Annotated in this window: 19 protein-coding genes; 7 read left to right on the top strand and 12 right to left on the bottom strand. The window is 68.9% G+C overall.

Features of this window, described 5'->3' with window-relative positions; genetic code table 11:
- Positions 1–13 precede the first annotated feature (13 nt).
- Positions 14–1,960, top strand: coding sequence for an OPT family oligopeptide transporter (locus ABIC65_RS14415; RefSeq protein ID WP_354309649.1), 1,947 nt, complete (start codon positions 14–16; stop codon positions 1,958–1,960).
- Positions 1,961–2,107: 147 nt separating this feature from the next.
- On the opposite strand, the gene ABIC65_RS14410 is transcribed toward ABIC65_RS14415, so the two are convergent.
- The 4 genes from ABIC65_RS14410 to recF all read right to left on the bottom strand — a co-directional run bounded on the left by ABIC65_RS14410 (position 2,108) and on the right by recF (position 8,274).
- Complete coding sequence (locus tag ABIC65_RS14410; RefSeq protein ID WP_354309647.1) at positions 2,108–3,541, bottom strand: mannitol dehydrogenase family protein; 1,434 nt, start codon at positions 3,539–3,541, stop codon at positions 2,108–2,110.
- A 32-nt stretch (positions 3,542–3,573) separates the two neighbouring features.
- Complete coding sequence (locus ABIC65_RS14405; protein ID WP_354309645.1) at positions 3,574–4,578, bottom strand: retroviral-like aspartic protease family protein; 1,005 nt, start codon at positions 4,576–4,578, stop codon at positions 3,574–3,576.
- A 53-nt stretch (positions 4,579–4,631) separates the two neighbouring features.
- The gene (locus ABIC65_RS14400) at positions 4,632–7,043 is read right to left on the bottom strand and encodes a ligase-associated DNA damage response DEXH box helicase (protein ID WP_354309644.1); all 2,412 of its coding nucleotides are present in this window, start codon (positions 7,041–7,043) and stop codon (positions 4,632–4,634) included.
- Between the two features lie 163 nt (positions 7,044–7,206).
- A complete protein-coding gene (gene recF / locus ABIC65_RS14395; RefSeq protein ID WP_354309643.1) occupies positions 7,207–8,274 on the bottom strand; it encodes a DNA replication/repair protein RecF in 1,068 nt (355 codons plus the stop codon).
- A 75-nt stretch (positions 8,275–8,349) separates the two neighbouring features.
- Between recF and ABIC65_RS14390 the strand changes: the two genes are divergently transcribed.
- Positions 8,350–9,156: a hypothetical protein gene (locus ABIC65_RS14390; protein ID WP_354309642.1), complete on the top strand. Its 807-nt coding sequence runs from the start codon at positions 8,350–8,352 to the stop codon at positions 9,154–9,156.
- A complete protein-coding gene (locus ABIC65_RS14385) occupies positions 9,156–9,884 on the top strand; it encodes a hypothetical protein (protein ID WP_354309641.1) in 729 nt (242 codons plus the stop codon). The genes ABIC65_RS14390 and ABIC65_RS14385 overlap by 1 nt, the downstream gene beginning before the upstream one ends.
- Here ABIC65_RS14385 and ABIC65_RS14380 read toward each other — a convergent pair.
- From ABIC65_RS14380 to ABIC65_RS14370, 3 genes are all read right to left on the bottom strand, one after another.
- Positions 9,881–10,645 carry a Coq4 family protein gene (locus ABIC65_RS14380; RefSeq protein ID WP_354309640.1) on the bottom strand — a complete coding sequence of 255 codons (765 nt, stop codon included), beginning with the start codon at positions 10,643–10,645 and terminating at the stop codon, positions 9,881–9,883. The genes ABIC65_RS14385 and ABIC65_RS14380 overlap by 4 nt on opposite strands.
- Positions 10,646–10,913: 268 nt before the next feature.
- Positions 10,914–12,026, bottom strand: a complete 1,113-nt coding sequence (gene dnaN, locus ABIC65_RS14375) for a DNA polymerase III subunit beta (RefSeq protein ID WP_093296005.1) — start codon at positions 12,024–12,026, stop codon at positions 10,914–10,916.
- Between the two features lie 148 nt (positions 12,027–12,174).
- A complete protein-coding gene (locus ABIC65_RS14370; protein WP_354309639.1) occupies positions 12,175–12,795 on the bottom strand; it encodes an outer membrane protein in 621 nt (206 codons plus the stop codon).
- Between the two features lie 262 nt (positions 12,796–13,057).
- On the opposite strand from ABIC65_RS14370, the gene ABIC65_RS14365 reads away from it, so the two are divergent.
- The 3 genes from ABIC65_RS14365 to ABIC65_RS14355 all read left to right on the top strand — a co-directional run bounded on the left by ABIC65_RS14365 (position 13,058) and on the right by ABIC65_RS14355 (position 15,568).
- On the top strand, positions 13,058–13,705 hold the full coding sequence (locus tag ABIC65_RS14365) for a histidine phosphatase family protein (protein ID WP_354310022.1): 648 nt from the start codon (positions 13,058–13,060) through the stop codon (positions 13,703–13,705).
- A complete protein-coding gene (locus ABIC65_RS14360) occupies positions 13,702–14,157 on the top strand; it encodes a hypothetical protein (protein ID WP_354309638.1) in 456 nt (151 codons plus the stop codon). The genes ABIC65_RS14365 and ABIC65_RS14360 overlap by 4 nt, the downstream gene beginning before the upstream one ends.
- Positions 14,158–14,428: 271 nt before the next feature.
- Positions 14,429–15,568, top strand: a complete 1,140-nt coding sequence (locus ABIC65_RS14355) for a GNAT family N-acetyltransferase (protein WP_354309637.1) — start codon at positions 14,429–14,431, stop codon at positions 15,566–15,568.
- A gap of 39 nt (positions 15,569–15,607) precedes the next feature.
- Here ABIC65_RS14355 and ABIC65_RS14350 read toward each other — a convergent pair whose 3' ends face one another.
- From ABIC65_RS14350 to ppc, 5 genes are all read right to left on the bottom strand, one after another.
- The gene (locus ABIC65_RS14350; RefSeq protein WP_354309636.1) at positions 15,608–16,063 is read right to left on the bottom strand and encodes a hypothetical protein; all 456 of its coding nucleotides are present in this window, start codon (positions 16,061–16,063) and stop codon (positions 15,608–15,610) included.
- Positions 16,064–16,133: 70 nt separating this feature from the next.
- Positions 16,134–17,819, bottom strand: a complete 1,686-nt coding sequence (locus ABIC65_RS14345) for a hypothetical protein (RefSeq protein WP_354309635.1) — start codon at positions 17,817–17,819, stop codon at positions 16,134–16,136.
- A 9-nt stretch (positions 17,820–17,828) separates the two neighbouring features.
- Positions 17,829–19,370 carry a hypothetical protein gene (locus tag ABIC65_RS14340; RefSeq protein WP_354309634.1) on the bottom strand — a complete coding sequence of 514 codons (1,542 nt, stop codon included), beginning with the start codon at positions 19,368–19,370 and terminating at the stop codon, positions 17,829–17,831.
- The gene (locus ABIC65_RS14335) at positions 19,367–21,052 is read right to left on the bottom strand and encodes a hypothetical protein (protein ID WP_354309633.1); all 1,686 of its coding nucleotides are present in this window, start codon (positions 21,050–21,052) and stop codon (positions 19,367–19,369) included. The genes ABIC65_RS14340 and ABIC65_RS14335 overlap by 4 nt, the downstream gene beginning before the upstream one ends.
- 98 nt (positions 21,053–21,150) lie before the next feature.
- On the bottom strand, positions 21,151–23,817 hold the full coding sequence (gene ppc, locus ABIC65_RS14330; RefSeq protein ID WP_354309632.1) for a phosphoenolpyruvate carboxylase: 2,667 nt from the start codon (positions 23,815–23,817) through the stop codon (positions 21,151–21,153).
- Positions 23,818–23,889: 72 nt separating this feature from the next.
- Here ppc and ABIC65_RS14325 point away from each other — a divergent pair, with 72 nt between their 5' ends.
- A complete protein-coding gene (locus ABIC65_RS14325; protein WP_354309631.1) occupies positions 23,890–24,735 on the top strand; it encodes an oxygenase MpaB family protein in 846 nt (281 codons plus the stop codon).
- Positions 24,736–24,737 lie beyond the last annotated feature (2 nt).

Raw genomic sequence — 24,737 nt, 5'->3', positions numbered from 1 at the left:
GAGCCTCTAGCGCATGGCCACTGCCCCTGCCCGCGCGCCGCTTGAACTCACGCTGCGCGGCGTGCTGCTCGGCGGCGCGATCACGCTGCTGTTCACCGCCGCCAATGTCTATCTCGGCCTCAAGATCGGCCTGACCTTCGCCACCTCGATCCCCGCCGCGGTGATCTCGATGGCGATCCTGCGCTTTTTCCCCGGCTCGACGATCCTCGAGAACAATATCGTCCAGACCGTCGCCAGCGCCGCGGGCACGCTGGCCGCGATCATCTTCGTGCTGCCGGGCCTCGTGATGATCGGCTGGTGGAACGGCTTCCCCTATGTCGAGACCGCCGCGATCACGATGTTCGGCGGCATTCTCGGCGTGATGTTCTCGGTGCCGCTGCGGCGTGCGCTGGTCGTCGATTCGCCCGAACTCCCTTATCCTGAGGGCCGCGCCGCCGCCGAGGTGCTGCAGGTCGGCGCCGGCAGCCGCGAGGGTGCCGAGGAGAGCGCGCGCGGGCTCAAGGTGATCGTGGTCAACGCGGTCGCCGCGGCGGGCTTCGCGCTGGTCACCCGGATGAAGCTGGCGGCCGAGGAAGGTGCCATGTTCTTCAAGGCGGGCGCGGGCTCGACCGGCATCATCGGCGGGCTGCAGTTCGCGCTGATCGGCGCGGGCCACCTGATCGGCCTCACCGTCGGCATCGCCATCCTGGTGGGCATCGCGATCGGCTGGTGGATCGCGCTGCCGATCCTGAGCGCCGGTATGCCGGGCGCGGCGGACGCGGTGGCGAACACCGTGTTCCGCAGCGAGGTGCGCTTTCTCGGCGCGGGCACGATCGGGATGGCGGCGATCTGGACCTTGCTTAAGATCATCGGACCGGTGATCGGCGGCATCCGCTCCTCGCTCGCCGCCTCGGCCGCCGCGCGCAGCGGTGCGGAGGTGCCGATCGGCGAGCGCGACCTGCCGATCACTATCGTCGCCGTAGTCACGCTCGGCATGCTGCTGCCGATCGGCTGGCTGTTGTGGAGCGTGCTTTCGGCCGGCCCGCTCTCCGCCTCGGCGGGGCTGCTGGTGGCGGGCTCGCTGGCGTTCGTGCTGGTCGTCGGGCTCGTGATCGCTTCGGTGTGCGGCTATATGGCCGGTCTTATCGGCGCGTCGAATAGCCCCGTGTCGGGCATCGGCATCCTCTCGGTGGTCGCCGCCTCGCTGATGCTGGTGGGGCTGTACGGGCGCGATCTCGATCCCGGCACGACCCAGGCCCTCATTGCCTATGCGCTGATCGTCACCGGCATCGTGTTCGGCGTGGCGACCATCTCCAACGATAATCTCCAGGACCTCAAGACCGGCCAGCTGGTCGGGGCGACGCCGTGGAAGCAGCAGGTGGCGCTGATCTTCGGCGTGATCTTCGGCAGCCTGGTCATCCCGCCGGTGTTGAGCGTGCTCAACGCCTCGTTCGGCTTTGCCGGCGTGGCGGGGGCCAGCGCCGATGCGCTGCCGGCCCCGCAGGCGGCGCTGATCTCGTCGCTCGCCAAGGGCGTGCTGGGCGGCGACCTGCGCTGGGACCTGATCGGCATCGGCGCGGCGATCGGCGCGGGCGTGATCCTGGTCGACGAGGTGCTGGCGCGAACCTCGAAGCTGCGCCTGCCGCCGCTCGCGGTGGGCCTCGGCATCTACCTGCCGATGGGGGTGACGCTGACCGTGGTGATCGGCGCGGTGATCGGCTGGTTCTACGACCGCGCCGCCGAACGCGCGCGCGACCCCGAGTTCGTCAAGCGCATGGGCGTGCTGATGGCAACCGGCATGATCGTCGGCGACAGCCTGTTCGGGGTGCTTTACGCGGGCATCGTGTACGAGACCGGGAGCGAAGTCCCGTTGGCGCTGGTCGGGCCTGGGTTCGCGGGCGTGGCGCTGGCGGGGGGTACCGCGCTGTTCCTGGCGCTGACGGCGGGGCTGTACCTGTATACCCGGCGGCAGGCGCGGTGATTCGGTGATCCTCCCCTGAAAGGGGAGGTGGCGCGCGGACCGCGACGGAGGGGTGTCGACGCTGCGATGGCGCGAGCCACGTTGACCGGGACACCCCTCCACCGCCGCCTTCGGCGGCGGTCCCCCTCGCCCTACGGGGGAGGATCTTCAGCCCGCCAGCAACTCGCCGAGCTTGCCCTGCTGGATCGCGGCGAACGCAGCCCCCAGCGCCTCGCGATACCGCGCCTCCTCGGCGACGCGCGCCGGGAAGACCTGCCGCAGGGCCAGCACCGCCTCTACCGGCGCCGCATCGGTCGCCGCCGCAGCGAGCACATCCGCCAGCGGATCGGTGATCTTTTCGCCCGCCTTGGCCTTGTTGCCCAGGAACGCGATCCACGCCGCCACCGGCACCACCAGCCGCTCGACCGACGGCCCGGCATCCAGCGCCGCCGCCGTCGTATCCAGCAACCGGTACGGCAGCTTCTGCGAGCCGTCCCAGGCGATCTGCGCCAGCAAATGCCGGATCGCGGGATTGCGGAAGCGGTCCAGCACCGCATCGACATAGCCGGGCACGTCCAGCCCATCGACCGGCCCCAGCGACGCCGCGATGTCCTGATGCGCCAGCCGCGTCACGAAGCTGCCGAGCGCGGCATCCGACATCGCCTCGAACACCGTCTCGTGGCCGAGCAGCAGGCCGATATAGGCCAGGCTCGAATGGCTGCCGTTGAGGATGCGGAGCTTGGCCTGCTCATAGCCGCGCACATCGCTGGTCAACGTGACGCCCGCCGCGGCGAGATCGGGGCCGTCGGCCATGTCGAAGCGCTGCAGCACCCACTGGGTGAAGGATTCGCGCTGCACCGCTGCCTTGTCGTCGACGCCGAGCGCGTCCGCCACCTTGGCGAGGAAGGTTGCGTCGCTCGCCGGGGTGATCGAATCGACCATCGAATCCGGGAAGGCCACTTCCGCCGCGATCCAGTCGGCGAGGCCCGCATCCCATTCGCGCGCCAGCGCCACGCAGGCGGCGCGGAGCTTGCCGCCATTGCCGGTCATGTTGTCGCAGCAGAGCATCGCGAAGGGCGGCACCCCCGCCGCGCGGCGATCGGCGAGGCCGGCGACGATCCAGCCGATCACGCTCGCCGGCTCTTCGGGGCGGGCAAGGTCGTGGACGATATCAGGATGATTCATGTCGAGCGTGCCGTCGCCGCCCAGGCAATAGCCCTTCTCGGTCACCGTGCTGGTGGCGATCCGCACCTCGGGGCTGGCGAGCAGCGCGCGGAGGCGGGCGCCCTCGCCCGGGCCGATCGCGTCCGAATGGGCGGCGATGATGCGGGTGGAGGGCGCGCGGTCGATCACCGCCAGCGTGTAGAGCCCGTCCTGCGCCTTGAGCGCGTCGGTGGTCGTGCCGCTGCGCAGCGACACCGCCGCGATGCCCCAGCGCGGATCGCTATCGAGCACCCTGTCGATGAATGCGGCCTGGTGGGCGCGGTGGAAGGCGCCGGGCCCGAAATGGACGATCCCGGTGCGGATCGCGGCCAGGTCATGGCCGGGGCGGAGGATGCCGGCAGGAAGCCCGGCGAGCGTCGCGCGCGAAAGCGTGGTCATATGGTCAGGCCAATCAGACCCGGCCGGTAAAGTCAATCGCGGGCTGGGTTCCGCAGGCCCGGCGGCAGCAGTGGCGCCTCGAAATTGGCGCGCTTGTCGCGCATGCCCCGCGGCAGGAAGAAGCGCACCTGGCGGTTCGGAAAGTCGATCTCGACCCGGCGGAAGCTGCGCATCGCATCCATGCCGAGCATGATCGCCGGCCGCTTGGTGAGCCCGAAGCGCTTGAACGGCTCGGCCTCGGCAAAGGCGACCGGCAGCGCATCGAACGCTACATTGCTCACCCGCATGTCGGGCACATGGCCATATTGCGCGAGCGTCTTGCCGCCATCGACGCTGGTCAGCTCGATCGTCTGCAGCACGCCCAGGCTCTTGCCGACCTTGCGGCGTAGCGCTTCGTTGCCCATCGTCACCTGCGAGCCGGTATCGAGCACCACCTGCACCCGGGCATTGCCGTAATAAGCGTCGGTGACGATCAGCTGGCCGAACTGGTCCTTGGCGGAAACGACGATCTCGTCCGGATCGTGCTTCTCGCCCCGCTTGCGCTTGATGCTGGGACGCACCGCCATCGTCGCGGTGTCGAAGTCGATCGTCACCTCGTGATCGCGCAGCGTATCGATGCCGAGCAGCCCGGCCGCGCCGATATTGGCGGCATCGAAGGCGGGCGCGACGATCTGGTGCGAGGTCCCGATCGACTCGATCTTGAGATCGGGCACGATCACGGTCGTGGCGAGGCTGCGCCCGGTCATCGAGGTGACGTGCACCGACGCTCCCGCGGCGAGCCCCAGCCGCGCCGCCAGCTCGTGTGACACCACGGTGCGCTCGGCGCCGGTATCGATGATGAAGTTGTATGGCCCCTGCTGCGTGATCGCGACCGGCACGGTGAGCCGCGCATTGGTTTCGCCCAGCGCCAGCTGGATCGCGTCGGGCTGGCCGGCGGCGGGTGCCGTCTCAGGATCGGTTCGCACCGCCAGAGGCCCGCTTGCCAACAGGCCGAGCGGCAAGGCCCAGAGGACCAGCGAGGACGAGACTCCGAACATTGGCAGAACATACGCCTGTCCATGTTGCGCAGCAATCCCGCAAAAGAACGGGGTCAGTCGAGCCGCATCGCCTCGGCAGCAATCGCCTCCGCCTCTTCGAGCAGCGCGTCTTCGGTGGTGCCTTGCGCGACCGATTCGCGACCGATCATGATCAGCACAGGGACTGCCATCGGGCTCACCCGCTCCAGATCGACATGGAGCATCCGCTCGCCCGCCTCGTCGAGCAGGCGCGCGAGACGGCCGACATCCGTCATCTTCGCCCGCGCATCTTCCCAGGCGGCGCGCAGCAGCAGGTGATCGGGTTCGTACTTGCGCAGCACGTCGTAGATCAGGTCGGTGGAGAAGGTGACTTGCCGCCCGGTCTTCTTCTTGCCGGGATGCTGGCGCTCGACCAGCCCGCCGATGATCGCGACCTCCCGAAAGGCGCGCTTGAGCAGCGCCGAGCCCTGCACCCAGTCGACGAACTCGTGCTCCAGGATGTCGGGCGAGAAGAGAGGGCGCGGGTCGAGGATCTTTTCCAGCCCATAGACCGCCAGCGCATAGTCGTTGGCGACGAAGCCGAGCGGCTTTAGCCCCATCGCCTCCATCCGCCGCGTGACCAGCATGCCGAGCGACTGGTGGGCATTCCAGCCTTCGAAGCTGTAGATGACGAGGTGGTGGCGGCCCTCGTGCGGGAAGGTCTCGACCAGCAGCTGGCCCGGTGCGGGCAGCGTCGAGCGGCGGTCCTGCGTCTCCAACCATTCGCGCACGTCCGCCGGGAAGCGCGCCCATTGGCCGCGATCGTGCAGGAACGCCCGCACCCGGTCGGCGAGGTTGGCGGTGATCGCGAGGCGCGCGCCCATATAGCTCGGCACCCGCGCCTGCTTGGCGGTGGCGCGGACGATCAAGTCGGTCGCCTCCACCCGCTCCACTTCCAGCGCGAGCCCGCCGAAGAAGAAGGTGTCGCCGGGCGAGAGCGACGCGGCGAACCCCTCTTCCACCTTGCCGAGCCGCTTGCCGTTCTTGAACCGCACCTCGAGCATCGGCGATTCGACGATGATGCCGGCGTTGAGCCGATGCTGCGCAATGAAATTGGGCTGGGTGACGCGCCATACGCCGTCCTTGCCCTGGGTCAGCCGCTTGAACTTGTCATAGGCGCGTAAAGAGTAGCCGCCGTCGGCGATGAAGTTGAGGACCCGGTCGAACACCTCTTGCGGAAGCGCCGAATAAGGCAATGCTGCACGTACTTCCCGCAGCATATCGGCGGCGAGGAACGGCGCCGCGCAGGCACAGCCCATCACATGCTGGGCGAGCACGTCGAGCGCGCCGGGGCGGAAGATGTCGGGGTCGAGCTCGCCCGCCTCGACGGCGTCGAGCGCCGCGCGCGCCTCCAGATATTCGAATCGGTTGCCCGGGATCAGCACCGCCTCGCTCGCCTCGTCGAGCCGGTGGTTGGCGCGGCCGATCCGCTGGAGCAGGCGCGACGATCCCTTGGGCGCGCCCATCTGGATCACGCAATCGACATCGCCCCAGTCGACGCCGAGGTCGAGGCTGGCGGTGGCGACCAGCGCGCGCAGCCGCCCATCCGCCATCGCCTGCTCGGCCTTTTGCCGCGCCTCCAGGCTGAGGCTGCCATGGTGCACGCCGATCGGCAGCTTGAGGTCGTTGACCTTCCACAGCTGCTGGAAGACGAGTTCGGCTAGGCCCCGGGTGTTGCAGAAAACGATCGTCGTCTTGTGCGTTTCGATCTCCGCCATCACCTGCGGGATGGCATAGATGCCCGAATGCCCGGCCCAGGGCACGCGACCTTCGGGAAGCAGGATCGCGATGTCGGCATCGGCGCCCTTCTCGCCCTGCACCAAGGTGACCGCATCGATATCGCCATAGGGCGCGAGCCAGGCGCGATAGCCATCGGGATCGGCGACGGTGGCGGAGAGCCCGACGCGGCGAAAGCCCGGCGCCAGCCGCTCCAGCCGGGCGAGCGCCAGCGCCAGCAGGTCGCCGCGCTTGCCGGTGGCGAAGGCGTGGATCTCGTCGATCACCACCGTCTTCAGCCCCGCGAACATCGTCAGGCTGTCCTCATAGGAGAGCAGCAGGCTGAGCGATTCGGGGGTGGTCATCAGCACCTGGGGCGGGCGGGCGCGCTGGCGGACCTTCTTTTCGTGCGGCGTGTCGCCGGTGCGCGTCTCGACGCGGATGGGGAGGCCCATCTGCTCGATCGGGGTCAGCAGGTTGCGCTGCACGTCCACCGCCAGCGCCTTGAGCGGCGAGATGTAGAGCGTGTGCAGCCCCTCGGCGGGCGTCTCGATCAGGTCGGCGAGCGTGGGCAGGAAGCCCGACAGCGTCTTGCCCGCACCCGTGGGGGCGACGAGCAGCGCATGCCGCCCGGCCCGTGCGGCGGCGAGCATGTCGCGCTGGTGCCGCCGCGGCGCCCATCCGCGCGCGGTGAACCAGTCGGCCAGAGGTGCGGGGAGATCGGCGGGCACGGACCCTATGTAGGGCGGCGATCGCGTTTGGCCAAAGGCGCCGTCATCCCGGTGGAAGCCGGGATCCATTCGCGCCGATCTGGCGGTTCTTTCCGCAAGCGCACAGGGCAATGGATCCCGGCTTCTGCCGGGATGACAGTGGTGGCCGTCGACCGGCCAGCGGTCACGCAGGCTCCACCCTGCCGTCCGCCACGCGGTAGCGGGTGGCGGTGGCGGGGACCGCCTCGAACAGCGCGGGCTCGGTGCCGGTCATCCACACCTGGCCGCGCCCGGCCAGCCGCGCGAACAGCGCGGCGCGGCGGCCAGGATCGAGATGCGCGGCGACCTCGTCGAGCAACAGGATCGGGGGCGTGCCGACCCGGTCCGCCACCAGCTCGGCATGGGCGAGGACGATGCCGAGCAGCAGCGCCTTCTGCTCGCCGGTCGAGCAGAGATGCGCGGGCTGGGCTTTGTCGAGATGCGTCACCTGCAGGTCGGCGCGGTGCGGGCCGGCGAGCGTGCGCCCGGCGGCGGCATCGCGGCGACGGCCTTCACGCAGCGCTGCGGCAAGCGCGGGCGCGTCGCCCTGCCAGCCCTCCAGCGTGAGGCCGGCGCGCGCGAAGGGCCCCTCGGGCTGGTCAGCGAGCCGCGCGCCGAGCGCCGCCACGGCATCGCGGCGGGCAGCGTCGATCGCCGCGCCATGCTCGGCCATCCGCGCCTCCAGTGCGTCGAGCCAGGCGGGGTCAGGGGGCAGCTCGTCGGCGAGCAGCCGGTTGCGCTCGCGCATCGCCGCCTCGTAACGCGTCGCCTCCTGCGCGTGGCGGGGGTTGAGCGCGAGGGTCAGCCGGTCGAGGAAGCGGCGGCGGTCGCCGGGGGCCTCAAGGAACAGCCGGTCCATCGCCGGGGTGAGCCACAGCACCACCAGCCACTGCGCCAGGCTGGTCGCCGCCGCCGTTGCGCCGTTGACGCGGACGATCCGCCGCTCGGGCGCGTCGGCGCGGGTGCCCGTGCCGATCTCGGCTTCGTCGAGGGTCGCCGCGATGCCGAAGCCTCCCGCCCCGCCCTGCCGGGCCATCTCGCTCAAGGGCGCGCCACGCAGGCCGCGGCCGGGGGCCAGCAGCGACACCGCCTCCAGGATGTTGGTCTTCCCCGCGCCGTTTTCGCCGCTCAGCACGACAAAGTCCGCCCCCGGCGTCAGCAGGGCATCTTCATGGTTGCGGAAGTCGGTGAGCAGGAGACGCTTGACGGCCATGAAAGGGGCTGTAGCGCAGCACCTTGCCCACGAACACCGCTTGGCCGATAGATCAGGGCGAAGGGATAGAAACACATGATCCGCAAGACTGTTACGATTGCCGCGCTCGCGCTGGTGGCGGCCTGCTCAAAGGCACCCGAGGACGTGACCGCGACCTACGCCGCCGCCGGCGGCCGCGGCACGATCACCGTCAAGGCTGCCGCCAATGGCGACGCCAAGGTGGAAGCTGGCCCGCAGACCCTGATCCACAAGGGCGGCACCGATTACGTCGTCATCACCGACGGCAACGACAAGTTCGCCGCCAGCTTCGCCGATTTCGTCGGCGCGACGCAGGACATCGCCAAGGCCAAGGGCATGAAGCCTCAGGCGCTGCCGCAGGACCCGGACTATGAAGCGGTCCAGGTCGGCGAGGAGAAGGTCGGCGACCAGAAGGGCACGATCTGGAGCGTCCAGCCCAAGGGCAACCCGCAGGGCGATTCGATCCGCATCGTCGTCAGCGACGACAGCCGCCTGAAGAACATCGCGACCGCGATCAGCATGCAGACCAAGCTGACCGGCGCGCGCATGGCGACCGTGTTCACCAGCGTTCCCAAGGCCGAGAAGGTGCTGGAAGACGTGATCGCCAAGGGCGCCGTGCTCCGCCTGGGCGAAGCGCTGACGCTGCAGAGCGTCAAGCCAGGCGCGATCCCTGCCAGCGAGTTCGCGCTGCCGAACGTGCTCGACCGCGCGGCGCTGCGCAAGCGCATCGAGGACCAGGCGAACAAGGCGCTCGAAGCCGCCAAGGCCGCCGGCGACAAGACCGGTGCCGCACCGGCCGAGGGTGCGCCTGCAGCACCTGCCGCGCCTGCCCCGGCACCGGAAGCGACCCCGGCCGCGAAGTAATGCGCAAGCGTCTGGCACGCGCACTGCCGATCCTGCTGGCGCTGGCTCCGTGGCCGGCGCTGGCGGACGTAAAGGCTACCTACAAGGCCGGCATCGACCAGCTGACCGTGGAAGTGGCCGACAATGGCGATGCGCGTGTCCAGATCGACGACCTCGTCTATGTCCGGCACGGCGGCGAGGAATATGTGACGTTCGGCAAGTTCGACGGCATGGCGATCTCCGGCCACCGTGACGACATGCTGGAATTCGTCCGCGTGATGTTCCGCGCGGCCGGGAAGACGCCGGCGCCCCCCGCGGCCGCGCCGCGGCTCGAACCTCTGCGCGAGACCGAGGTACTAGGGCTCAAGGGGCAGGTCTGGCGGATCTGGCCCGAGGGCAAGGACGACCCCGCCGCCAGTATCGAGGCCGCGTTTAGCGACTCGCCCAGGCTAGCGCCGGTGAATCGCGCGCTGCGATCGGCGGCCACCGGCTTTTTCGACACCTTCGCCCCTCTGGACAAGCGCGGGCAGTTCCGCGCGGCGCTGGCGGCGATGGCGGAAAAGGGCGCACCGCTGATGATCGGCGATGCCAAGACCGTGCAGTTGCTCGCGGTCGACTTCGGCCCGATCGCCCCCGCACGCTTCGCCGTCCCCAAGAATCTGGCCAGCCCCGAGGCGCTGCGATCGATCGCGAAGGAGATGGAAGAGAAGCGGCTCGAAGAGAAGCGGATGCGGGGCGAGACCCCTTAAAGCGCGCCGATTCCCGCCTCGGCCAGCTTCGCCTGGGCAACACGATACTGTTCCGGCTCGGCAATCGCCAGCCGGGCCCGCGCCCCCTCCAGCGGCTCTTCGAGCAGCTTCTCGTAATCCTCGGCGTGGAGCCAGCCGGCGCGCTTGCCGTGGCGATAGCCTTCCCAGATCGCCTTCACGCAATCGAGCCGCCCGGTGGTGCGGATGCTCTTGAGCGCCCCGCCCAGCGCGATGAAGCCCCAGCCGGTGCCGCCGGTCTGCGCATAGGAGAAGGCGACCAGGCACAGCTCGCCGAGATGCTCGTCGGCCTTGTAGCCGGTCAGCACGTGCCAGAGATCGTGGATGTCGCGCTCGCGCCGGCCCATCCAGGCATAGGGGTGCTCGACCTCGATGCCCTGGAACCCGCCCTCGACCATGCTGACCTGGACCAGCCCGTCGGCCGAATAGCCGGTCGAATCGAGAAAGTCGCGATAGGACGCACCCAGCGTGCCGGGGGCGAAGCCGTCGATCCAGCCGCGGTCGGCGAGCCGCTGCGACAGCTCCAGCCGGCGATAGGCGAGCTTGCCGCCGCCGGGCACGGTGAGCAGCTTGCGGTAGTTGCGCTGGCTGACGTCCCCGTTCAGCGCGCGCATGATCTTGAAGACCTGTTCGGTATCGTCGCCATTGGCGAGCAGCTTGCGGAGTGCCGACAAAGCCGTGCCCCATTCGCGCTTGAGCGGCACGCCGGGGTTGAGCAACGGTTGCGGAGCCTTGGTCGCCATGCAGTCCGATCCCCCTAACTGACATGACTGTTAATAGCAGGCGGGCGGGATGTTTTCAAGACGCACGGCCGAAAGCTTTGAGGCGGACGACGGATCCAGGGAGATCCGCCGCCCGACCCAAGTCCCGTAAAGTGCGACCCTCGGGGCTTGGCCCGGCTTATGATCGCAAAGAAACCGCCGACATAGCCGGGGAAAGCGCGGGGGACGCCGGAAAGCGGCCGTCAACCATGGACATGCCGCTGTATCTTAACGGAAAACCGGTGCGGGATCAGACCCGCATCGGCATCAATACGTAGAGCGCGGGCGAGGAATCATTCTCGCGGATCAGCGTAGGCGCCGCCGCATCGGCCAGATGGACCTCGACGAGATCGCCTTCGATCTGGCCGAGAATGTCCATCAGGTAGCGGCTGTTGAAGCCGATCTCGAAACCCATCGCGGCATATTCGCCAGGGACTTCCTCGGCCGCGACGCCGTTCTCGGGGCTGGTGACCGACAGCACGACCTTGTCGCGTTCCAGCGCCATCTTCACCGCGCGGGTCTTCTCGGTGGCGATGGTCGAGACGCGGTCGACGCCCTGCATCAGGCTCTTCGGATCGAGCTTGAGCAGCTTGTCGTTCGCGGTCGGGATGACGCGGCTGTAATCGGGGAAGGTGCCGTCGATCAGCTTCGAGGTGAGGATCGCCTGGCCCAGGTCGAAGCGGATCTTCGACGGCGAGAGCGACACGCCCACCGAGCCGTCGACTTCGTCGAGCAGCTTGCGCAGCTCGGCCACGCACTTGCGCGGCACGATCACGCCCGGCATCGCATCGGCGCCGTCCGGGCAGGGCACGGTGACGCGCGCCAGCCGGTGGCCGTCGGTCGCCGCCGCGCGCAGCATGCGGGTGGCATCGTCGGTCACGTGGAAGAAGATGCCGTTCAGATAATAGCGCGTCTCCTCGGTGGAGATCGCGAAGCGGGTCTTGTCGATGATCTGCTTGAGCGTCTCGGCGGGCAGCTCGAACGTCGTCGGCAGCTCGCCCTCGGCGATCATCGGGAAATCGTCGCGCGGCAGCGTGCCGAGCTGGAAGCGGGCGCGGCCCGCCACCACCGTCAGCTTGCCCTCGGCCGCGGTGAGCACCACCTGCGAACCCTCGGGCAGCTTGCGGACGATGTCGAACAGCGTGTGCGCGGACACCGTCGTCGCGCCGACCTGGTCGACCGCGGCGGGGATCGTCTCGTCGATCTGCAGATCGAGATCGGTCGCCATCAGCCGGATCGTGCCGCCGAGCTGCGCATCGATCAGCACGTTGGACAGGATCGGAATCGTGTTGCGCCGCTCGACCACGGACTGGACGTGGCTCAGGCCCCTCAACAGAGTTGCGCGTTCGATCGTCGCCTTCATGTACCTCAAACCCCCGGGCCGTCGCCCTGCTTTCTACCCGGCATGACCCGGCCGGTGGCAATGCGCCATGACGTACCCTTAACGCGAAAAAGGGCCGGAGCAAGCCGCTCCGGCCCCCTTTTCCACAGTCAGATGGCCTTTTCGGCGATCAGAAGCGGACGCCGAGACCCGTGATGATCTGGTGACGCTCCGGATCGACGCCGTTGGCCTGCGAGCCATAGTTGGAATAGCGATATTCCGCCTTGGCAAAGACCTTGTCGGTCAGCTTGAACTCGGCACCGGCGCCCAGGCGCCAGCCGTCATAATTGTCGCGCTGGCGGAAGGAGAGCGCCGGGGCGGTAGCGGTGGCCGGCGAATCATAGTCGGTGATGAACTGCGCGTTGGTGTAGCCGGCCTTGGCGTAGATCAGCGTACGCGGTCCCGCCACAAAGCCGAGGCGACCGCCGACATAGAGGTCACGGCCGGCCTTCACGCGCAGCCGGTCGCCGGGGGTGAGCACGTCGCCGCTGCGGTCGCTAATCGACGAGCCGGTCACTTCGCCCTCGACGCCGAACACGGTGCTGCCGCGCTGGATGTCATAGCCGATGTTGCCGCCATAGGTGACGCCGTCCTTCGACGCGTCATAGGACGACTTGTCGTTCACATGATCCCAGCCGGTGATCACTTCGACGTGCGACCCGTTGAAGCTCTGGTCCTGCGACTGGGCGAAGGCCGGTGCGGCGAAGGCCGTGGTGGCGATCAGGGCAGCGATGGAAAGCTTGGTACGCATAACGAATACTCCTCACTGAAGCCGCACCAACAGGGTGCGGCCTGACTTCAGCCGCAAGCCAGAGGGCTTCGGCTGGACGCTCGGTATCGAGGGGAAGGGGCGGCCCGACGCGGGCACCGCGACCTGTTCTTCCTCCCGTTCGCTCCCGGCGTGCTCCGCGAGCGAGGGGACGGATGCACCCCGCGCCCTGTCGCGGGCATGAACGAATCAGGGCCAAAAGGGGGCATTGCGTTTCCGCCGGTTTCGCCCGAGAGACATGGCCATGGCCAGCACCCGGAAAGGCCGCGACTTCATCGCGCGGCACGGCGAGACCGTGTTCAACATCGCTCGGCGGATGCAGGGCGACCACCCCCACACGCCGCTGACCCGCGCCGGCTTCGCCCAGGCCGATGCAATGGGCGCGGCGCTGCGCGAACTGCTCGGGCCGAAACCGAAGCTGACCTTGTGGGCCTCCAGCGCCGGTCGCGCGCTGCAGACGCTGGCGATCATCGCCGAGCATCTCGAGCTCGACTGGCACCAGGCCCGCACCGACAACCGGCTGGTCGAGATCGGCATGGGCGCGTGGAGCGGGCGCTACTATGCCGATCTGGAGCGCGAGGTGGGCAGCTTTCTCGATGCCGAGCATGGGCTCTACACGCGGCCGCCGGAAGGCGGCGAATGGTATGACGCAATCGCCGCGCGAGTCTCCAGCTGGCTGGCCGATACCGACGACGATCCCGGCGACCGGCTGGTGATCATGCACGGCATGTCGAGCCGCATCCTGCGCGGGGTGATGACCGGGCGTGACGTACTGCCGCAATTCGATGCGCCGGTGGCGCCGGACCTGCCGCAGGGATCGATCGTCCGCATCGAGGGCGGCGTGGAGACGGTGGTGCATCTCGGCACCGGGCGCGGCGCGGCGCCGGCATGATCCTGGCGCTGGCGCTGCTTGCCCTGGCGGGACCGCGCGAGACGATCGGCATCTTCGCGCGCTGGGGCGCCTTTCGCGACACGGCGCCGACTCGCTGCTTCGCGGTAGCGCGGCCCAGCGACCTCGCCCGGCGCGGCGAGGCCTATCTCAGCATCGCAAGCTGGCGGGGGCGCGGGGTGCGGCACCAGCTCTACGTCCGGCTCAGCCGGGCCCGGGCCGACCATGCCCGGGTGATGCTGGTCGCGGGCGAGCGACGCTTCGAACTCACCGCCAGCCGACACGACGCCTGGGCCCCCGACGCGCGCACCGACTCGGCGATTGTCGCCGCGATGCGCGACGGGCGGGCGCTCAGCGTGGAGAGCGTGGATACCGGCGGCGTGCCGTTCGTCGACGGCTATGCGCTACAGGGCGCCGCCAGCGCGATCGACGCGGCGACGCTGGCCTGCCTGTAGCGCAACGACGAGGGCAGACCTCCCGCCTCTATCGCCCCCCTCCCGCCTGCGGGAGGGGACGGGGGAGGGTGAGAGAGGGAAGCAAGGGCTGACATAGAAGAAGCGCACTGACGGAGATCGGGCAAATCTCGACGGCTCGCCCGCGAACCTCACACACCCTCCCCTAACCCCTCCCGCAGGCGGGAGGGGGATAAGAAGAAGCAGAAGGGGACAAGAAGCCGGCAGGAACAAACCACTGGCACCGTTCGCGCCAGCCACTATCTTGTCCCTCGTGCGATCTTCATCCGTCACCGCCCGCCTCGCCGACGGCGTCGCCTCGATCCCGGCGGCGGAGTGGGATGCCTGTGCGGGGGCCGACAATCCGTTCCTCAGCCACGCCTTCCTGTCGATCCTCGAAGCCTCGGGCTCGGCGACGGCGCAGGCCGGCTGGCAGCCGCTGCCGATCGTCGTCGACGGACCGGACGGCACCCCCGCGGCAATCGCGCCTGCCTATGCCAAGAGCCACAGCCAAGGCGAATATGTGTTCGACCATAGCTGGGCCGATGCCTGGGAACATGCCGGCGGGCGCTATTATCCCAAGCTCCAGATCGCGGTGCCGTTCACCCCCGTACCCGGCAACCGGCTGCTGCTGCGCGACCCGGCCCAGGCCTCCGCGCTGATCGCCGCGATCGAGGCGGTGGTGAACCAGCACGGCCTTTCCTCGGCGCACGCCACCTTCGTGGAGGAGGCGCAGGTGCCGATGTTCGAGGCGGCGGGCTGGCTGATCCGCACCGGTACTCAATTCCATTGGCAGAATGACGGCTATGCAAAGTTCGACGACTTCCTCGGTGCGCTCGCCAGCCGCAAGCGCAAGGCGATCCGCAAGGAGCGCGCCGCCGCGGTCGAAGGGCTGACGATCCGTCACCTGACCGGCGCGGAGATCACCGAGGCGCATTGGGACGCGTTCTGGGCCTTCTACCAGGATACCGGCAGCCGCAAATGGGGCCGCCCCTATCTCACGCGACCGTTCTTCTCGATGCTCGGCGAAGCGCTGGGCGACAAGGTGCTGCTGCTGCTCGCCGAGCGCGACGGCCGGCCGATCGCCGGGGCGCTCAACCTGATCGGCGGGGATGCGCTGTACGGCCGCTATTGGGGCTGCGTGGAGGACGTGCCGTTCCTCCATTTCGAGCTCTGCTACTACCAGGCGATCGACGCGGCGATCGCGCGCGGCCTGCCCCGCGTCGAGGCGGGCGCGCAGGGCGAACACAAGCTGGCGCGCGGCTATGTGCCGGTGACGACCTGGTCGGCGCACTACCTCCCCGACCCCGGCTTCCGCCGCGCCGTCGCCGATTTCCTGGTGCGCGAGCAGCAGGCGGTCGAGCGCGAGCAGGAATATCTGGAGGAGCTGACGCCGTTCAGGAAGGTGGAGTAGCGCCGCCGGGTGCCGCGCGATCGCAGGAGGCGATTAGTCTTACAGTGGCGATCTGGTCCAACGCAGACATTGGGAAAGCCGCTGCACGATCGGTCGATACTGCGCCGTCTTCGTTGCCGGATATGTCAGCTGAAAGGTCGCGAAGGCGTCGCCGTGCTTCATCGCCTTGAGGTAAAAGACGAAGCCGGTCCCGGTTTCTCCTGAGAAGACCATCCAATCGCCACGCCCCGCACGATAGGTTATCTTCCCTAGCCTGCCGACATATGTCTGCGCTTGCTCCTTGGTCCAGGCGGCGAGCCCAGCCGCCTCGCCTTCCCACTGGCCGAATGCCAGAAGCCGTGTACCATCGCTGCCGAGAAACGCTCGGCCATCCCCATTATCTGCTTCACGCTGCGGTCGTAACACCGAAGATGGATAGCAGATGGAATAGCCAAAGCGGGCATTCGCGTAGATGGACCAATTGGCGGTGACGGCGAGAGCTAGCGTCGAAATCATGAGACCTCAGGGAGTCTGCGGACTAATGCTTTTCAGGAGCTGACGGACGTACTGCCTTGGCCTCCCTCGCTCAAGACGGCGGCGCGGTGCCGTTGCCCGGCAGTTCCCCCGCCGCCTCCGCCTCGCGGATCAGCACCGCCTCCGGCCTGGGGATCGGCAGGTCGCCCGGATTGAGCCCCGGTCCAGGCACATCGTGGTCCACCCGGTACAGCACGCTCGGCCCGTCGCGCCACACGGGGAACAGTCCCTGCTCGTAGCGCTTGTCGAACGCCGGCGGCCGGATCAGCCAGACATAGTCGAAGGCGTCGCGCGGGAAGAGTGCCAGGCTGCGCGCGATCGGGCGCCACCATTCGCGCGGGCACTGGACGTTGGTCACCAGCTCCGACGGATCGTGCGCGAATCGTTTGGCCGCGCGGTAGCGCACCGTCATCAGCTGGCCGCCGGCCATCGACCATTGGTCGTTGGTATAGGCCAGCCGCCGCTCGAGCGCGAGGCCGGGGACGTGCTGCAGCCGGGTCATCGCCCATTCGTTGTAGCAGGTCTCGCCGACGAAGCTCACCAGCCGCGCGCCGACGGGCACATGCGCCAGCGCCTTGAGCTCGCGATCATAGGCCTGGTCGTAGAGGTAGAAGCTCGCCGTCGTCGCGCCGATGCGGGCGAGGAAGAAGGCGAGGCCGAGCATCGCCACCAACGTCGCGCCGCGCATCGACAGACCCGGCTTTGGCCGTATCGCCAGGATCGCGATCGCGAACATGAAAGGCACCATCCGCATGTCGGCATAGGCCGATCCGAAGACCACGCGCGGCAAAAAGATATAGACCAGCAGCAGGAACAGCGCGGAGAGGCCGAGGTTGCGCGAATATTGGATGTTGGGATCGCGGACCGCCTTGAGCAGCAGCAGGAAGATCACGCCGACGCTGGCGATGTCGAACAGCTGCCAGCGGTCGCGGAACATCTGCGTCACCCACAGCGTCTTGGCGCGCCAGTTGTACCAGTCGAAGGTCTGGCCGGAGACATGCTCGCCGCCGCGCCAGATCACCATCAACACCGCCGGCAGCGCCATCACCGCGCATTGCAGCCCGGCGAAGAACACCGGCGCGAGCCAGCCGCCGGCCAGATCCTTGTACCAGGGCAAATCGCGGTTTCGGCGCAGATCGTGCTGGCGGATCAGCTCGGCCGAGAAGGCGAGCACGCCCAATACGCCCCAGCCGAAGGTGTGGGTGATCCAGATGATCACCGAGAGCGGCACGAACACCATCGAGCGGAAGCGGAACTTGCCCAGCCGCGCCAGCCGCAGCCACCAACCGAAGGCCAGCATCGCCATCGCCATCGACAGCGCGAAGTTGACGAAGCCGAAATGGAAGGGGAAGGCATAGGCGAAGGGCAAGGCGAACAGCGCCGTCGCGGGGATCCGGCCATGCACTTCGCGGGCGATCATCAGGAAGCCGGCGACCGTCATCGTCGGGATCGCAAGGACGATCAGCTTCACACCCAGTTCGAGGCCGAAGATCTTGGCCATGGGAAAGACCAGCAGGTCCACCCCCAGATTGCCCATCAGCTGCCAGCGGAAATCATACCATTGCCGCAGCCATGGCACCTGGTCGTACACCAGCTGCACGCGATAGCGGCCCATATGCCCGGGCAGGTCGACGAGCGGCGGGATGTCCGGCCATAGCAGCGGCACGGCCGCCACCAGCGTGGCGAGCAATACGAACCAGCGCGTCTGCCACCAGCGCAGCGGAACCCCTTTATCCATCGCGTCGCTTTAGTGCGCGAGCGCCCCGGACGGCAAGCGCTTGTGCGGCGTAGGTGCGACGCGGAACAGCATCGAGGGCCCGGAACGCGCGACGGGCACCAGGTCCGGCGGCAGCGGCGGCGCGGGCAGATCGATCATCCACACATAGCCGAAGGTGCCGCGATCGAAGGTCTGCAGCATCGCCGGCAGGCCATGCCCGTTCCACGCGCAGCCGGGATCATAGATCATCTGCGAGGGATCGGCACGATAGGCGCCGGCTCGGGGATGCCGGTCGCGGAGCAGTTGCTGGCCCGCCAGCGTCCACTCGCCGTTCTCGAACACGTCGCGCCGCGCAACTGCGAGCCCGGTGACGTGCGCCAGCCGCGCGACGCTCCAGGACCTGCAGGGTTCACGCACCGCGACGAGGACGGCGGCACCGCGCGGCAGCCGCACTGCCACCGCCGCCGCTTGCTCCTGTGCTGCGGCGGCGCCGAGGAACACCCAGGTGGTGGTCGCCATGCGCAACAGGAAGAAGAAGGTGCCGGCCAGTGCCAGCGCGTTGGCAATCCGTCGATCCTGAGCGCGGATCGCCACGATCAGCAGCGCGACGACATAGGGCGTCATCCGCATGTCGACATAGGCGCCGCCGAGCAGCCGATAGGGTAGCACCAGCCATGCGACCGCGCCGATGCCCGCCGCCCAGGCAAGCGGACGGTCGACGCGCAGCGCCGCGCTGCGAAGGCCCAGCCAAACGAGCGCGAGGAGCAGCACCGCGCAGATCAGGTCGTAGCTCTGCCATTGCTCGCGCAACAGCGATGCCAGCCATTGCAGCTTGGCCAGCCATTCCCAGCTTGCGCCGAGCCTTCCGTCCCCGGAGCCGCCGCCCCCGAGCATCGGCACGAGCGACACGGTCAGCGGCAGGCAGCGCAGCCCGGTTCGCAGGATCGCTTCGCCCCAGCCGCGACCGTTCGCGCGGAGCGCCGCCAGATCGGCACCGAAGGCGAACAGGCAGAACATCGCCCAGCCGAAACAATGCGCCACCCACAGCAGCAGGGCGATCGGCACGAACAGCAGCGCGCGCATACCCACCGCCCGCTGCATGCGCATCCATAGCGCTAGCGCAAGCAGCGCGAGCGCCGCCGACAGCGCGAAGTTCACGAAGCCGAACTGGAAGGGGAAGCCATAGGCGAGCGGAAAGGCGAAGGGTGCTGCCGGGGCAAGCCGCCCGCCGCTCGCGCGCGACACCAGGATCAGGCCCGCCACGGTGAGCGGCGGGATCGCCAGCACCACCAGCTTGGCCGCCAGCACCGCCCCGAACATGCGGGCCAGGGGCAGCACCGCAAGGTCGACGCCGAGATTGCCGATCAGCCGCCAGCGATAGTCCCAGTGCTGGCGGAGCAGCGCCGAGTCCCCCAGCTGCGCGGCGATATGATAGCGGCCGATATGGCCGGGCAGGTCGGTAAGTGGCGGCACGGTGGGCCACAGCAACGGCACCGCGCTGAGCAGCACCGCCGCCAGCGCGAACCAGCGCCGCTCCCACCAGCGCACCTCCCCCTTGCGCGGTTCGCTCACTGGGTAGTGCGTCGAACGGGCTGGGTGAGGGTGTAGACTTGGGTGCTCGACCCCGCAGGCGATATCGGTCGCAGCCAGGGCGGCACCTGCCCCGCCATCAGGCTGCCGGCCAGCAGCTGGCGATCGCGTGCACGGTCGCCGACTTCGGCAAAGCCGTCCTTGCAGAGCGCGACATAGTCCACCCCCCATCGCCGCGCGAGCGCTTCCGCCTGGCCGGAGGGGCTTAGGAACAGGTCGTACATGGCACGATTTCCTTGCGTATCACGGTGATAGGGTCCGGCGAGAACATGGTGCCGCGTAGTGGCGAGCAGCGTCGGGCCGAAGTCGATCGGCGCGACGACGAGGCCGGGTGGGAGCGCAGCGAGCCGCGCCGCGGCGGCGGCAGGCGTACAGCCATGGGCAGACGCTTGCGCTGGCGGTGTCAGCCGGTCGCCGACCCCCGCATAGGCGATTCCGCTCGCCCCCAGCCAGGCGACGACCAGCGCCATCGGTCCGCGCGGCCGGGCGGCAGCGATCATCGCGGCCAGCGCCGGGACCGCGGTCAGCGCCGCCAGCGGCGCCCCGCGCACCTGCACCAGCGTGACCCCAACCGCCGCCGCCTGGAAGGCGAGCAGGATCCACGAAGCCGCCGTCCGTGTCGTCCAGGCGAACCAGATACCGGCGCCGAGCCCGACCAACGCCATGCCCCCGGCGGCGATCGCCTTGCCGAGCGGTAGCGCGAAGAGCGGCTGCGCTTCGTTGACATGGGCAAGCCAGAGCCGCGCGAGCAGCGGATCGACCTGCCCATAGGGATGGAGACATGCCGGCGCGCTCATGGCGGCGGCCGCCAGCGCGAGTCCTCCGCCGACGATCAGCACCGCGGTCCGCGCCGCGACGGATTGGGTGGCGAAGCCCGCCACCGCCATCGCCGCCGGCGCCAGCGCCGCCAGCATCGCGGCGCGCCACAGGATGGCGGTGAAGCCGTCGCAGGCCGCGACGTTCCATCCGCTCGTCCGGAAGAGCACCGCCGCGGCGCTCAGCCCCAGCAGCAGCGCGGTCGCATAGCCCGCCATCCGTGCCTGTCCGGCGGCGCCATCGAGCCGCCAGCGCAGCGCGATGGCAGCCCCACCGGCGGCGAGCAGCGGCGCCGTCTCCATGCCGACGACCAGCGACAGCACGGTCGCGCTGCCGGCGATAGCCCCCTGCCCCAGCGTACCCCGCCCGACACAGGCATGGAGCAGCGTAAGCACGAGCACGATCTGCAGCGCGTGGTGATCGATCCGTCCCGGCGTGAACAGGGTGATCGCGGGAAAGGCGAGCGCGCCAAGGATGACGGCGACGAAACCGGACTGGCCGAGGCGACGCGCGATCGCGGCAACGATGATCAGCATCGCCGCGAACAGCAGCAGCGGCGACACGATGACGGCGGCGACGGTCGCGGCCTTTACGCCGAGCAGCGGGGTGAACGTCAGGATCAGCAGGGCAGGCACCAGATCGGCCAGCCGCGACCAGTGCATCTGCAGCCCTGGCGCCGGGCCCAGCCGGTGCTGAGCGAGATCGGCAAAGCCCTGCCCGCCCAGCCAGTCGCGGACCTGCTGGAGGCGCATCAGATCGTCGGTATCGGGCAGCCGCAGCGCGCCCAGCGCGACATGATCGCGCACCGTCCAGGCGATTCCCATCAGCAACGCGAGCCCGATCGCCAAAAGCGAATCGCGTCGTATGTTGCGGAGATGCCCTGGACCCATGCCCATCAGCGCTAGGCCCCCATGGTTAATCGGGCGTTTAGACCCGCCTAGGGCGGTTACCCGCTGTTGCGCAGCGCGGTGGCGATCGCGTTGATCGACAGGAGGATGCCCTCGCCGATCCGCGGATCCTCTTCGCCCGCCCGATGCCGCTTCATCAGCTCGATCTGGAGCAGGTTGAGCGGCTCGATATAGGGCAGCCGCAACCGGATCGAGGTATCGAGCAGCGGGTGCTTCTCCAGCAGCCGCGTCTGGCGCGTCACCTGGAGCAGTCCGTCCTGCGTCTGCTGCCAGCCGTCCTTGATCCGCCCGAAGATGGTGTCGCGCAGTTCGGCATCCTCCACCAGCGCGGCATAATGGCTGGCGATGCCCATGTCGGACTTGGCGAGCACCTGCTCCATATTGTCGAGCGTCGCGCGGAACAGCGGCCAGGCGGTAGCCATCTCGCGCAGCAGCCCCTTGTCCTCGAACGCGTCGAGCGCCGCGCCGACGCCGTACCAGCCCGGCAGCATCACGCGGGCCTGCGCCCAGCTGAACACCCAGGGAATCGCGCGCAGATCCTCGATCGCGTCGCTCTTCTTGCGGCTGGCCGGGCGCGAGCCGATCTTGAGACCCGCAATCTCGGCGATCGGCGTCATCTGGCGGAAGAAGGTGGTGAAGCCCGGCGTCTCGTAAACCAACCCGCGATAGGCGCGGAAGGCGCTGTCCGACAGCTGGTCCATCGCCGCCGCGAAACGCTCCGCATCGGCGGGCGCCAGCCGCTCGGGCTCCAGGCTGGCGAGCAGCGTGGCCGAGGTCATCGCCTCCAGGTTGGTCATCGCGCTTTCGGGACTGCCGTACTTGGCGGCGATCACCTCGCCCTGCTCGGTGATGCGGATGCGGCCCTGCACCGTCCCCGGCGGCTGGGCGAGGATCGCCGAGAAGCTCGATCCGCCGCCGCGCCCGACCGCGCCGCCGCGGCCATGGAACAGCTGCATGGCGATGCCGGCTTCCTCGAACACCGGCTTGAGCGCGGTCGAGCCGCGGCTGAGCTGCCAGGTCGAGGTGAGATAGCCGCCGTCCTTATTCGAGTCGGAATAGCCGATCATCACTTCCTGATGCCCGCGCGCGGCGGCGATGGCGGCGACCTCGGGCAGGCCGAGCCAGGCTTCCATGATCGGCGGCGCGGCTTCGAGATCGGCGATCGTCTCGAACAAAGGGATCGCCATGATGTGTGCCTGCAGGGTCTCGCCCGGCACGTAGAGCCCGGCTTCCTTGAGGAGGATATGGACTTCGAGCAGATCGGACACCGACTGCGCCATCGAGACGATGTAGTGCCGGATGCAGTTGCGGCCGTAGCGGGCATGCGCCGCCGCCGCCTCGCGGACGATCGCCAGCTCGGAGGCGGTCTCCTCCGAATAGACCGAATAGGGGCTGGTCAGCGGCCGGGCATTGGCGAGTTCGCGGCGGAGCAGCGCGATGCGGGCGTCTTCGTCGAGCGCGGCATAGTCGTCGCACACGCCGGCCGACTTGAGCAGCTCTGCAACGACCCGTTCGTGGATCGCGCTGTTCTGGCGCATGTCGAGCGTGGCGAGGTGGAAGCCGAAAGTCTCCACCGCCCGGATCAGCCGACCCAGCGCGCCGCCGGTCGCCAGCGGTCCGCCGTCCGCGAGACCGCGTGCGATGGCGACGAGATCCTCGCGGAACTCGGCGGGATGGCCGTAGGGCGCGCCCGCAATCGGGGACGGCCGGCCCGGCTTCTTGCCGACCAGTTGCTCGTGCGTCGCGGAAAGGCGGGCATAGATGCCGGTCAGCGCGCGGCGATAGGGCTCGTCGCTGCGGCTCTTGCCGGTGTCGCCACTGGCCTCGGCGAGCTGGAGCACCGCCTCGGGCACCTCCGCATGTTCGGTCGAGATCGACAGCTCGGCACCCAGCGCATGGACCGCCTCCAGATAATGGTCGAGCACCGTTTCCGCCGCGCGGGCGAGGGCGAAGCGCATCGATTCCGCGGTGACGAAGGGGTTGCCGTCGCGGTCGCCGCCGATCCAGCTGCCGGGGCGCAGGAAGCTCGGCGCGCGGTCGCCCAGCGCGCGGTCCCAGCGGGCATAGAGCGCGGGAAGCACCGGCAGGAACACGTCGCGGAAATAGGAGAGCGCGGTCTCGACCTCGTCGGGGACGCCCAGCTTCTCGCGGCGCAGCACCCGAGTCTGCCAGAGCAGCGCGATCTGGCGGAGGATGGCCTCCTCCACCTGGTCGCCGTCCGGCGTCTCCTCGACTCCCTGGTCGCGCAGCGCCATCAGCTCGGCGATGCGATTCTTGTGGTCGATCATCGACTTGCGGCGCACCTCGGTGGGATGCGCGGTGAGCACCGGGCTGACTAGCGCTTGCTCCAGCAGCGCCATCACCGGCTCGCGGCCGATTCCCGCCTTGGCCAGCCGCTCCAGCGCGGCGGCGACATCGGCATCCTTTTCGGTGGCGACGCCCTGGCGGTCTTCGGCCAGGTTCGCGAGCATCGAGAACAGCATGAATCCGCGGACGAAATCGAGCGTCTCGTCCAGGCTCAGCCGGTCCAGCCCGGAATCGATCTTCCCCGCCCCAGCCACACCGCGATGCCGATCCACCGACGTCGCGCGGATATATTCGATCCGCTTGAACAATTCCTCGCCGCCATAGGCACGAATGACGTCGCCGAGCAGCCGTCCCAGGAAGCGGATGTCGGGGTTGTTGGTGATCGCGAGTGTGGCCATGGGCGCGATTGCTGCACTGCAAAGCGAACCCGGTCAACTTGTTCGCGCTACCAGAGTACCTAGCTTAGCAAGATGGATTTCGTTGCATTTGCAACCCACAGCGTACGGCGCGCGATGATCGGCCAGGTGCGTGCCGTGTTCAACGATGCCGCGCGCGGCGAAGCGCCGGTGCAGCGGAGCGACGACGCGCTGTTCACGCGCGATTCGGTGCTGTGGCGCGTGCATGGCGACGTGACCACGATGATGGTCGGCGGCGTCGCCGCGCTGCTGCTCCAGATGCTGCATCCGGCGGTGCTGGCGGGGGTGTGGGACCATTCCAAGTTCCGCCACGACATGCTCGGCCGGCTGCGCGGCACGGCGCGGTTCATCGCCCAGACCAGCTATGCGTCGCGCGGCGAAGCCGAGGCGGCGATCGCGCGGGTGCGCGGGATCCACCAGCACGTCCGCGGCACCTTGCCCGACGGCACGCCCTATCGCGCCGATGATCCCCGCCTGCTCGCCTGGGTGCACGTGACCGAAGCGGTGAGCTTCCTCGACGGCTGGATCCGCTATGCCGAGCCCGGCATGTCGCGCGCCGACCAGGACCGCTATTTCGCCGAGTTCGCGCAGGTGGCCGAGGCGCTGGGTGCCGATCCGGTGCCACACAGCCGCGCCGAGGCGATGGCGCTGATCGCGGCGATGCGGGGCGAGCTCCGCCATGACGATCGCACCCGCGAGGTCGCGCGGCTGCTGCTCGAACAGCCCGCGCCCAATCTCGCGACCAAGCCCTTCCAGGCGATGACCTTCGCCGCCGCGATCGACCTGCTGCCCGGCTGGGCGCGGCAGATGCACCATCTCTCGACTCCACCGCTCGCCGCACCCGCCCTGCGGCTCGGCACCCGCGGCGTGGCGGAAACGCTGCGCTGGGCGTTTCGCTAAAG

This window comes from Sphingomonas trueperi (genome assembly GCF_040545665.1).
Classification (GTDB): Bacteria; Pseudomonadota; Alphaproteobacteria; order Sphingomonadales; family Sphingomonadaceae; genus Sphingomonas; species Sphingomonas trueperi_B.
The sequence above is the reverse complement of the archived record's forward strand: the minus strand, read 5'-3'. Positions and strand labels throughout refer to the sequence as shown.